The organism is Atribacter sp., from assembly GCF_035418125.1.
GTDB lineage: Bacteria > Atribacterota > Atribacteria > Atribacterales > Atribacteraceae > Atribacter > Atribacter allofermentans.
Genome location: NZ_DAOLQM010000045.1, coordinates 1 through 11,172, shown reverse-complemented (window position 1 = coordinate 11,172; position 11,172 = coordinate 1). Strand labels below are relative to the sequence as shown.

The window sequence follows — 11,172 nt, the reverse complement described above, 5'->3', positions numbered from 1 at the left end:
CTTCCAAACGAGTTATCAAACCAGCCTCGCCAGTATGTTCATCAATCTCAAGGCGCAGGTAAGGAATAGAATAAACCTCTCTTTTTAACCACCGCTCGATGAGTTCACCAACCAGCGAATCGGGACCACATTCAAAAGATACTAAATGAACGAATCCTTTTATAGCCGGATCTTTTTGGTATATTGAATAGAGCGCGCTGCCTAATACTTCATTGGAAATCGTCCAAAAGCTGGGTTTAGGAATTTTTTTTAAAGCTTTTCGGATCTCCTTATTATCTATCATATCACTGGTAACAATTGAATAACCCATAGTATTCATTTTATGAAGAATATTCATGTTAATATAACTATCATTGATCAGGTAACTATGGCCTAATAAAAGAATTTTTTCCTGATAAGAGGTTAACATTGGATGGTTATCAATCAAATTTTCAGGAAAATATCCATTAGCAATTTTTTTTCGGTACTGAAAATGAGCCTCTTCAGCAATTTGAAGAGCGTGGTTTATTTTTCTGACATTCGAGGTAAATCGCTTCCCTATTTCAATAAAACCTTGTCGCCACCCAATAAAACCCCGGTCTCTCATATTGATTTCATCATCAATTATTCTTTCCTGGGGAATATTGAAGAGATTTCTAACGACATCGGGTAAACCAAGAATTTTCGGGCAATTATATTCATTTTTACAGAAACTCACCATACGGGGCACAAAAAGAGAATCAACCTTATCCTTTAAATAATGACAGTGCCCTAAAAATACTTTTACCGGAAAGCATATTTCATCCACTCCATAGGTAAGGCCTCGCTGAATAATGAGCTTATTGGTTGGTGGAGAAATTACCAGATCGGCACCTAATTCCTTTAAAAAAGTTGTCCAATAGGTATAAAAACGATAAAACAACAATCCTCGAGGAATACCAACTTTCAAACGGCATCCATCTCCTTGATATATCATCCTTATTTTAATGAATAAAACTCTATAAAAACTATCTCTATCATAAACATCTTGATAGGTTTTTTATTGAAAACTTTCCCTTAATCCCAAGACTATATTATATTCATTAACCCAGGAAAAACAAAATAATTTCAAGTAACTTAGACTGTTAGGTGTAAAAGTTCATTTTTAAATAAAAGTTTTTCCCCCAGGATTAAGCTATGAATATTTTTTATTTTCCATATTGATTTTTCCCAAAGCTATTATATACTAAATGTAGTATGGTATCCAAAATATAAGTCTATATGTTGGGGTGCAAGATGCATTGTCCGGTTTGTGGTGAACCTGATTCTCGAGTAATAGATTCACGGGTTGCCGACGGAGGAAGTGGGGTGCGGCGAAGGAGAGAATGTCCTAAGTGTTTAAAAAGGTTTACTACTTATGAACGGTTAGAAAGGAAACCGTTGGTTATTATTAAAAAAGACGGGAGAAGGGAAATTTTTGACCGAGAAAAAGTTTTGAATGGGATGTTAAAAGCAGTCGAAAAGCGACCAATATCTGTAGAAATTTTAGAGTCCATAACTGATCTAATCGAAAAAGAGATACGGGATGAAGGATATGAAGAAGTGTCCTCGTCCCGAGTGGGAGAAAAGGTTATGGAAAAATTAAAGGAATTAGACCAGGTGGCTTATGTCCGTTTTGCCTCAGTATATCGAGAATTCCGAGATATCGACCAGTTTATGGAAATTTTAACTACTTTAAAGACCGGAGAGAAACAATAGTTCTACAAACCAATGCTATTTATTAATTCAGTTCACTAATTAGTTTTGTTGTTTTTTTCTTTTATTATCAATTTCTTAAAAAGTATATGGAGGGATTTTTGTGAGTAAATCTTTTGATGTTGATATATTAACACCCCAAAAAGTGCAAAAAAGGGATGGCCGAATCGTTCCCTTTGATCGAAAAAGAATAGAGAGAGCTATTTACAAAGCTTTTCAAGCGGTAGGTGAAACATCTGAAACAATCCCTAATGAGTTGAGTCAAGTGGTTACCAATCAGCTATTCGAAAAATTTGGAACGAACACCACTGTTGACATTGAAACCATACAGGATTTAGTAGAAGAAACTCTGATTCAATATGGCTATTCAAAGGTTTCAAAAGCCTATATTCTTTATCGGCGCAAAAGGCAGGAAGCCCGGGAAGCTCTCCAAGCCGCGGTGGATGTGGAAAAAATAGTCCAAGAATACCTTCTTAAAGCCGATTGGCGAACCCAGGAAAATTCCAATACCACTTATTCTTATCCAGGATTAGTCCTTCATGCTGCTGGTTCAGTAATGGCCCACTATACCCTCAATCGAATTTATCCCGATGAAGTAAGAGATGCCCACATAAACGCCGATGTTCATATCCATGACCTCTCTTATGGTATTACAGCCTATTGTGCAGGTTGGTCAATAGAAGAACTTATTCGAGAAGGCTTTGGAGGTGTTAAGGATAAGGTTGCAGCCGGTCCAGCTAAACACCTATCAGCGCTTACTGGACAAATGGTAAATTTCTTGGGAACCATGCAAATGGAGTTTGCCGGTGCTCAGGCTTTCAACTCCGTAGACACTTATTTATCTCCCTTTGTTCGTTTTGACCATCTCGATTATCGGATGACCAAACAGCTCATTCAACAAATGGTGTTTGCCATGAATGTTCCCTCTCGCTGGGGGAGCCAAGCACCTTTCATCAATTTCTCTTTTGATTGGATTGTTCCAGAAGATATGAAAGAAAGACCAGTGATTATTGGTGGTAAAGAACAACCGGATTTAGGCTGTTATGGTGATTACCAGCAAGAAATGGATATGATCAATCGTGCTTTTATCGAAGTAATGTTGGAAGGCGACTTTGAAGGGAGAGTTTTTTCTTTCCCTATACCAACTTACAACATTACTGCTGATTTCCCCTGGGATTCAGAAAATGCTATGCTGCTTTGGCAATTAACTGCTAAATATGGTGTCCCATATTTTCAGAACTTTATTTCTAGTTCCCTGAAGCCGGGTGACGTTCGATCCATGTGCTGCCGCCTTCAACTTGATTTAAGAGTCCTTCGTAATCGAGGAGGAGGTTTATTCGGATCAGCGGATAAAACTGGTTCAATTGGTGTTGTCACCATAAATCTGCCAAGAATCGGCTATCTCAGTAAGGACGAGGAAGATTTTTTTGCCCGGTTAAAAGCGAAGATGAATATTGCTAAAACTGCTCTGGAAATAAAAAGAAAAGTTGTTGAACGGAACATGAAAAACGGTCTTCTTCCTTATACAAAAAGATACTTGGGGACCTTCAAAAATCATTTTTCAACCATTGGGTTGGTGGGCATGAATGAAGCCTGTATTAATTTTATTGGAAAAAATATTGCCGACCCAGAAGGAAAATCTTTTGCCTTGAAAATTCTCAAGTATATGCGAGAATGTCTGGCAGACTTCCAAGAAGAAACTGGGAATCTCTATAATCTGGAAGCTACCCCAGCCGAAGGCACCAGTTACCGCTTGGCAAAGCATGACAAAAAACATTTTCCCGATATTTATACCTCAGGAGAAAATGAGCCCTATTATACCAACAGTACCAATTTACCAGTAAACTATACTGATGATCCTTTTGAAGCCTTAGATCATCAAAAAGACTTGCAGGCTTTATATACGGGTGGTACGGTATTTCACGCTTTTATGCCCGAAACGCCCGAGCCCGAGACTGTCAAGCTCTTTATAAAGCGAGCTTGTGAGAAATATACTGTTCCCTATATTACCGTTACACCAACTTTTTCGGTCTGTCCAAATCATGGATATATTTCCGGTCGCATCTTCCAATGTCCGGAATGTGGAACTGATACTGAGGTATACTCTCGGGTAGTAGGATATTATCGGCCGGTTCAACGTTGGAACCACGGAAAGCAAGAAGAATTTAAACAACGCCAAGAATATGTGGTTTCAAATACTATTTGAAAGTTTAGTGGTTTAGAATTCCATGATCGAATCTGAATAAATTTATTCAATACAAAGAAATTATGATTTTTCGTGGCTGGCAAAAAGTAAGTTATATCGAATATCCAGGGAAGATAGCTACCGTCTTATTTACTGGCGGTTGTAATTTTCGTTGTCCCTATTGCCACAATCCAGAATTAGTATTTTTAAAAGGATCCCTCCCTCAGATTCATGAAAGTATTGTTCTTGAGTTCCTGCTGAGAAGAAAAGGGATGGTTGATGCAGTTTGTATCACCGGGGGTGAACCGTTAATCCACGCCCCCGATCTTTTTCCCTTTTTGGAACAAGTTAAGCAAAAGGGATTTTTAATCAAAATCGATACCAATGGAAGTCTTTTTCAGCCATTCCAGCAAATTTTTCAAGCTGGTTTGGCTGACCTGTGGGGAATCGACTATAAACTTCCTTTTTCTCTATATAAAAAGGTTTTAGGAGAAAAATGGTATAAAAACTGTCAGTCGGTTTTAGACCTAGCGCTTAATAATCCAAATCAAGCCGAAATCCGTACCACCATTTATCCACCTTTTCACGATGAAAAAATCCTTTTTGAAATGGCTGAAAAGTGCTCCTCCGCTAATCATTGGTATTGGCAAAACTTTCATCCTCAAAAAACCCTAAGCGATGAGGCTCGTACTATTTCTCCATATGTACCCTCACTTCTCAACCAGTGGCGAGACCGAATTAATCACCAAATCCAGAAAGACCTAATTGTCATTCGGCCTTATTCTTGAACACATTTCTACCAATAAAAAAGGTTTATAATTTTACTTTTCTTTCATAAAAAATTCTTTGAATTGAATCAAGAGATACGGCTGCAACGACCACCACTCCGCTTACTGCAGTTTGCCAATAGGGAGAAATACCAAAAATTACAATTATATTTTCAATAACTCCGGTTATCACGGCACCTAATACTGCACCAACAGGATTTCCTATGCCTCCCGCTGGTGAAACCCCTCCAATAACCGAAGAAGCAATTGATGGTAATACCCACTCTTGCCCAATTGCAGGTTGGGAGGAGCCAAGACGCGCCACCATTATCATACCAGCTAAGGCAGCAAACAATCCAGCCATCATGAAAGTTATTATCTGGACTCGTTCTACCCTGATCCCAAGTATTTTTGATGCTTCACGATTATTTCCCACAGAATACATATAACGACCAAAAATGGTATTTTGTGTAACAAATAATACCACCCCTGCAACACCAATCATAATGATAAAAGGTGCAGGAATCCCTAAAAAATCACCTTGGCCTAAGAAATAAAGAGCTTTCGGAATGCCGGTTATCGCTCTTCCTTTAGAAATAACCAGGTTGAGACCGGTATAAACACCAGTCATCCCAACCGTAACGACCAAAGAATTCAAATTCAATTTTGCAACTAAAGCTCCATTAAGAAATCCACATCCCGCTCCCAATAAGAGACATAAACCAAAGGCAAGCCAATGATGAAACCCTAAGTTAATGATGAGCACTCCACCAATGACCCCGCAAAAACCTGCTATAGCGCCAACTGACAAATCCAATTCTCCAATAAGCAATAAACATGCTTGACCCAAGGCTATCATTCCGACAAATGCTAGAGACCTTGTTAAAGCCTGTAAATTATAACCACTTAAAAAATAAGGCGACAAAAGTGAAGCAAGAATAACAAGAACAATAAGCGCAAAAATAACACCAATTGAACGTGTTTTTCTAACTATTTCCATCGTTTTTCTTAACTTCGAAACATTCTCTCTCTGTGCCATTTCAAACACTCCAAAACTATATTATTTAGCAGCAACTTGCTCTATATCATTAACATTGATTGCTGATGCAATAATTTCTGAGGTTTTAACCTTACTTGGGTCGAATTCACCAGTTATTTTTCCTCGATAAACAGTAATAAGCCGATTACAACATCTCATTAATTCTTCAAGTTCTGAAGATACTAAAATTATTCCAATCTTTTCTTTTTCAGCAAGATCTTTCATAATTTTATATATTTCGGTTTTCGTCATGACATCAATTCCCTTGGTTGGTTCATCAAAAATGATTACTTTTGGGGTTGGTGAACAAAACATTGCACGTCCAACAATAACTTTTTGTTGATTTCCTCCACTTAGAAATCTTATCGGTGTTTCTATTGAAGATGTTTTTACCGAATATACTTTTACCAACTCTTCGGTCATTGATTTTTCTTTCTTTGCTGATACCACAACCCCATTAAGTACTTTTTCCCCGAGAGCAACCCCAACATTATGACGAACACTTAAATATGGAAATATCCCTTGTTGCTTTCGTTCTTCAGGAAGGTAAAATACTCCACCTTGGATGGCAAAATGAGGGTTCCCGAGCTTTAACGGTTTTCCATCAACTTGTACCTCTCCTTCAGCCACATATCTATACCCCAAAATAGTCTGCATAATTTCAGAACGCCCTGCTCCAACTAAACCGTAAAATCCCAGTATTTCTCCTCGATGTAGTTCAAAATTAATATTTAAAAACCCTTTACCGGTTAGATTTTTTACTTCTAATATAAGTTCTCCTTGATTCTTAGTAGGACGGAAGATAATTCTTTCATCAATTTCTTTCCCCGACATCATTTTTATTATCCAGTTTCTATCAACATCTGAAGCCTTTGAATAACCAACTTTTTTCCCATCTCTGAGAACGGTTATTTCATCACCTATAGCAAATACTTCTTCAAGCTTATGAGATATATATATTATTGCTTTCCCCTCTTTCTTGAGTTGGTTTACTACTTGAAATAGACGCTTGGTATCTTCAATGGTCAAACTGGTTGTTGGCTCATCAAGGATTATAATCTCACAGTCTTCGATGATTAGCGCACGAGCTATTTGCAATAATTGTTTACTCGAAGGAGAAATATCATTTACGCTAGTCTCAGCTTTTTCAGCAACGTGGAATTTTTCTAAGAGAGGGGCTGCCATTTTAAATATTTTACTTTTACTCGAATAAAATCGATTTAACCCTTTCCTTTTAAAAGGTAATAATAAATTTTCTCCTACCGTCATATATTCAAATAATTGTAATTCTTGAGGAACATAAGCAACCTTATTAATAATTTCGGGGTTCTCAAAGATACTTTTATCTTCAATTTTTACATTTCCTTTTTCAGGATGATAAATACCAGTTAAAACTTTTACAAAAGTACTTTTACCAGCTCCATTCTCTCCTACAATACAATGGACTGTTCCTTTTTTACAAGCGAAATCGACTTCATTGAGAGCTACTACCCCTGGAAAAATTTTGGTAATACCGGTTGCTTCTAAGATATAATCCATTTTTTCTTCCTGTCCTCATCCATTTTTATTAAAAACCACCCATAAAAAGTTGAACCTAAAAAGAGCAACTTTTTATGGGTGATACAATAATTAGTTCCTTTTAGTATCCTTTATATTCCTTTACATCATCAGGAATCATGTCTTTGGTTATTACAACAAAACCAGTATCAACTAACATTGGCGTAGCAATTCCTTGGTTCTGTAACCACATACAAAGAACTGCATACGCACCTTGCATTTTGGGTTTGGTACTATATGAAGATTCCACAACGCCTTCTTTTATCAAAACAATCAGTTGGTCTAAATCATCCAGGCCGACATGGATGATTTCTCCAACTTTTCCAGCCTCTTTAATGGCAAGACCGACTCCTATTGGTCCAGCTGCATTATGGGCTATCATACCATCAAGATCAGGGTGGGCAGCAATGATTGCAGCTGCTTGCTTCTGAGCTTGTTCAATGCTATCGTTATCAACACCTTCGGCTACAATTTCTATCTCTGGTAGCTTGGAAAAAAACTCTTTTGAAGTTTCAAAACGTTTCTTATGATTGGGTGCAGTAGGAACTCCTTCAATGAGAGCTACTTTATAAACATCCTTCTTTTCTTTAGCTTTCATCAAATCCACGAGTCTCTGGCAGGCTCCAATCTGTTGGGCTACAAAATCATTATTAACCGTGGTAAGACCCATGCCTTCTGGAGCATAGGAATCAAATACTACAATGGGAATCCCACGGGCGAGAATTGCCTCTAAAACTGGCCTATTCCCCTCAGCATCAAGAAGGTCCAAAGTAATACCTGCTGGTTCAGTCGCTGCTGCTTGTTCGAGTATTCTGTTTTGTTCCACGACACTTGCGGTTGCTGGAGCCCTATAATCTATGACAAAGGTATCTCCAGTTATTTTTTCAAGAAACTCGGCCATTTCCTGTGCTCCTTGGTTAACTTTATCAAACCAAGGGTGAACTATCTTCGGTACGATCACATACTTATATTCTTTTGCCTGTGCTAAACCTAAACTGACAACAAACACTGTTAATAGTAAAATAGTTACAATAAACAAGCTCTTCTTCATTTTTCTTCCTCCCTTTTTAGTATTAATAAATACAAAAAATCCTATTCATTTGAATAGAGTTTTATTTTATCTATTATCATCACCTCTTTTCTAAACAAAAATTTTCTTCTCTACGCTTTTCAAAAAATCCAAACCCTTTTTGGCAATATCCTCAGGTTCAGCAATTTCTCTCCAGATCGCAACCTGACGACCAAACTCTTCCTTCATAATATCGGGCGTAAACGATTCAACAACTAACCACCTTTTATAACCAATTTCTTTCAAACCTTGAAATACCTCGTCCCATTCGATGTGACCATTACCAGGAATTCCTCTATTACTTGCACAACAATGAAAGTGGAAAAGTAAATCGCCAGCTGTTTTGATGGCATCATATAAATGATTTTCTTCAACATTCATTTGGAAAGTATCTAAATGAATTTTCAATTGAGGATGGTTAATTTCATTTATAAGAGTTTTCGCTTCTTCAGCAGTGTTTAGAAAATGGGATTCAAAACGGTTGACCGGTTCAAGAGCAAGAAATACTTTATAATCTTTAGCAAATTCTGCAACTTTGAATAAACTTTCCTTGCAAATTTCCCATTCTTCTCGAGTTCTCCCTTTTTTATTGCTTAATCCCCAAGGTGCATATATAACCCCTCCGATAACATCACTACCAAGTTTTGCAGCTTCTTCAACGCACTTTTTTAGAAAAGTAATTCCGTTTTCCCTAATGGCTTTATCGTTTGATGTAATATCGGTTTTTTCATCCAGTGATGTAGAACACAAACATTTAACATCCAATTTTTGTGCTTCTTTGACAATTTCATTGGATAAATTAGAAGATAAATAATCTTCGCTTAAAGAAATTTCAATTCCTTCGTAGCCAAGTTTTTTAACTTTTTCTAATACCGATATTCTTTCTTGTGTAAATTTTGGAAAAAACAACAAACCAAAAACACCATAGTGCATTTTAATCATCCTTTCCTTATTCATTATCATTTCTTTTATTTAAGTTTAAATATCTCCCTTTTTATGTCAATGAATTTTGATTTAAATTTATAAGTATTATTAATTATAAAATTTCTTATTACTGAATCTTTGATTAAATTATTTAAAGTTTTTATTTCGGTAAATTAACGTTTAGTTTACTTTATAAATATGATGCATTACAATGATCAAATTCTTTTAATTATTATGTTAATATAGTTTTCCCCATACTGAATGAAATAAACATAAAAAATAAATATATAAGTAATTATTTGATGGCAATTTTTATTCCCTTATAGCTTTTCTATCTTTTCCTGCATTTCTTTGGTTCGATTTGGATCAAGCGCCCCAGTAATGATATGGTATTTTACCGAACTTTTCTCAGGAATGATTCTCACATTACCAGCTGCTTTTTCATGAGTGTATCCTTCTGGATCACAAGTTCCCGGCAATAAAAATCCGTAGGCTTCTCGATCCCGGTTCCGTATAATCCAACGGGTTGCATGGTCAAGCTGATCCGGTCGGTAGGAAACATAATCTCCTGAACCATTAGGATGAACTTGTAAAAAATGTGTCCATCCCTGATCATCGGTTTTGGGAGATTTAAGATAAATAACCAATTCTGGAAAATAAGGATCTTCAGGAAGTATGGTTTGCATGCGTTCAGGATTGGTTTTAATAGTATTCACAAACTGAATATATTCTTCACTTAAAGGAATGTCCTTCGAATGAGCTGGAGTACTTTCCCGAAGTTTAATAAATTCTGGACTCCACGAAACTGGTTGTATCATTTTCCCGTAATCGATGGGTCGGAAATTGATATGGGTCATATACATATGCTCCATAGGATACTCAGAAAGATTATCGATTTGAATAATAATATCTAACAGGGATGATTGACTATGAATCTTAACAATTGGATAGGCTCGATAGTAGCTTGAGGTAAAGGCATCATTGTATTGGAATTCTCCGGTAATTGCTAAATAAAAACCTTTTTCGTCTTCACCAAAAAGTAACCGGGGATGGTCAAAATTTGCGTAAGGGAGCTCACCATGAAGTGGATGGGTGTCTTCTTTTCCTGGATTTCCGGTTCTTAAGGCTCCACAATGGTACATAAAACATCCGTAGGTATTGGCTATTGATTCAACATTTTTTGGTTCATCAAATTTTGAAAGCATTTTTATACTTCGCCCATAAAAAACCGCGTCCCAGATTTGATGTCCCTTATACGGTAAAACAGTTATATATCCCAACTCATTTTCTAATTTTACGGCATGAATTCCACTTTCAAAAATAAAAAGTGAGGCTTTTAAAGCCTTCCCTTTCACCAATTCCATCTCTTTATAATGGAACATTTCTTTCCTAATGATAACCTCACCCTGAAAAGCCATAATTCACCTCCTTACAAAATATCAAACGAAATCGGATGGAACCACAAAACCCTTATGAAAAGGACAAGACCTATAAATAGCTTAAAAATTGTTTAAATTAATCATAATAATTTAATATGTAACTATTCAGCCCAATGCAGAGATCGCTCTACTGCTTTTTTCCAACCGTGATAAAGTTCTTCTCTCTGACTTACATCCATTTCTGGCTCAAAAACTCTATCCATCTTCCACATAGCAGATATTTCTTCCCGATTTTTCCAAAAACCAACTCCAAGACCAGTAAGATAAGCTGCTCCTAAAGCTGCCATTTCGGTGACGACTGGTCTTATTACTGGAACTCCTAAAATATCTGCTTGGAATTGCATTAGGAAATTATTTTTTACAGCACCCCCATCAACCCGTAAGGAATCTAAGGGTTTTTTTAAATCTTTGACCATGGCTTCTAATACATCCCGAGTTTGATAAGCCATGGATTCTAAGGTAGCTCGAACTACCTGTTC

General features: G+C 36.7%; 10 protein-coding genes. 3 read left to right on the top strand and 7 right to left on the bottom strand.

Annotated elements, in window-relative coordinates:
- Positions 1-955, bottom strand: a 955-nt coding sequence (locus PLK24_RS04065) for an acyl-CoA dehydratase activase-related protein (protein ID WP_324476544.1), incomplete at its 3' end; no start/stop codon positions are given.
- A gap of 299 nt (positions 956-1,254) precedes the next feature.
- Between PLK24_RS04065 and nrdR the strand changes: the two genes are divergently transcribed.
- The 3 genes from nrdR (at position 1,255) to PLK24_RS04050 (ending at position 4,686) form a co-directional block, all read left to right on the top strand.
- On the top strand, positions 1,255-1,716 hold the full coding sequence (nrdR, locus tag PLK24_RS04060; RefSeq protein WP_324476542.1) for a transcriptional regulator NrdR: 462 nt from the start codon (positions 1,255-1,257) through the stop codon (positions 1,714-1,716).
- 100 nt (positions 1,717-1,816) lie between these two features.
- Positions 1,817-3,919, top strand: coding sequence for a ribonucleoside triphosphate reductase (locus PLK24_RS04055; protein ID WP_324476540.1), 2,103 nt, complete (start codon positions 1,817-1,819; stop codon positions 3,917-3,919).
- A gap of 62 nt (positions 3,920-3,981) precedes the next feature.
- Positions 3,982-4,686, top strand: coding sequence for an anaerobic ribonucleoside-triphosphate reductase activating protein (locus PLK24_RS04050; protein WP_324476538.1), 705 nt, complete (start codon positions 3,982-3,984; stop codon positions 4,684-4,686).
- Between the two features lie 25 nt (positions 4,687-4,711).
- On the opposite strand, the gene PLK24_RS04045 is transcribed toward PLK24_RS04050, so the two are convergent.
- From PLK24_RS04045 to PLK24_RS04020, 6 genes are all read right to left on the bottom strand, one after another.
- Positions 4,712-5,704, bottom strand: a complete 993-nt coding sequence (locus PLK24_RS04045; protein WP_324476536.1) for an ABC transporter permease — start codon at positions 5,702-5,704, stop codon at positions 4,712-4,714.
- Between the two features lie 21 nt (positions 5,705-5,725).
- The gene (locus tag PLK24_RS04040; RefSeq protein ID WP_324476534.1) at positions 5,726-7,243 is read right to left on the bottom strand and encodes a sugar ABC transporter ATP-binding protein; all 1,518 of its coding nucleotides are present in this window, start codon (positions 7,241-7,243) and stop codon (positions 5,726-5,728) included.
- Between the two features lie 100 nt (positions 7,244-7,343).
- Positions 7,344-8,312, bottom strand: a complete 969-nt coding sequence (locus PLK24_RS04035) for a substrate-binding domain-containing protein (protein ID WP_324476532.1) — start codon at positions 8,310-8,312, stop codon at positions 7,344-7,346.
- A 90-nt stretch (positions 8,313-8,402) separates the two neighbouring features.
- Positions 8,403-9,287, bottom strand: a complete 885-nt coding sequence (locus PLK24_RS04030; protein ID WP_324476530.1) for a TIM barrel protein — start codon at positions 9,285-9,287, stop codon at positions 8,403-8,405.
- Between the two features lie 287 nt (positions 9,288-9,574).
- Entirely contained in the window at positions 9,575-10,672 is a 1,098-nt protein-coding gene (locus tag PLK24_RS04025; RefSeq protein ID WP_324476528.1) for a DUF4432 family protein, read from the bottom strand.
- Between the two features lie 122 nt (positions 10,673-10,794).
- The coding region (locus PLK24_RS04020) for an FGGY-family carbohydrate kinase (protein ID WP_324476526.1) at positions 10,795-11,172 on the bottom strand (378 nt) is incomplete at its 5' end.

Excerpts from the sequence above, each read along its gene's own strand:
- PLK24_RS04030 (WP_324476530.1), bottom strand. The coding sequence starts at position 9,287 with ATGAATAAGGAAAGGATGATTAAAATGCACTATGGTGTTTTTGGTTTG.
- PLK24_RS04040 (WP_324476534.1), bottom strand. The coding sequence starts at position 7,243 with ATGGATTATATCTTAGAAGCAACCGGTATTACCAAAATTTTTCCAGGG.
- PLK24_RS04050 (WP_324476538.1), top strand. The coding sequence starts at position 3,982 with ATGATTTTTCGTGGCTGGCAAAAAGTAAGTTATATCGAATATCCAGGG.
- PLK24_RS04035 (WP_324476532.1), bottom strand. The coding sequence starts at position 8,312 with ATGAAGAAGAGCTTGTTTATTGTAACTATTTTACTATTAACAGTGTTT.
- nrdR (WP_324476542.1), top strand. The coding sequence starts at position 1,255 with ATGCATTGTCCGGTTTGTGGTGAACCTGATTCTCGAGTAATAGATTCA.
- PLK24_RS04025 (WP_324476528.1), bottom strand. The coding sequence starts at position 10,672 with ATGGCTTTTCAGGGTGAGGTTATCATTAGGAAAGAAATGTTCCATTAT.
- PLK24_RS04045 (WP_324476536.1), bottom strand. The coding sequence starts at position 5,704 with ATGGCACAGAGAGAGAATGTTTCGAAGTTAAGAAAAACGATGGAAATA.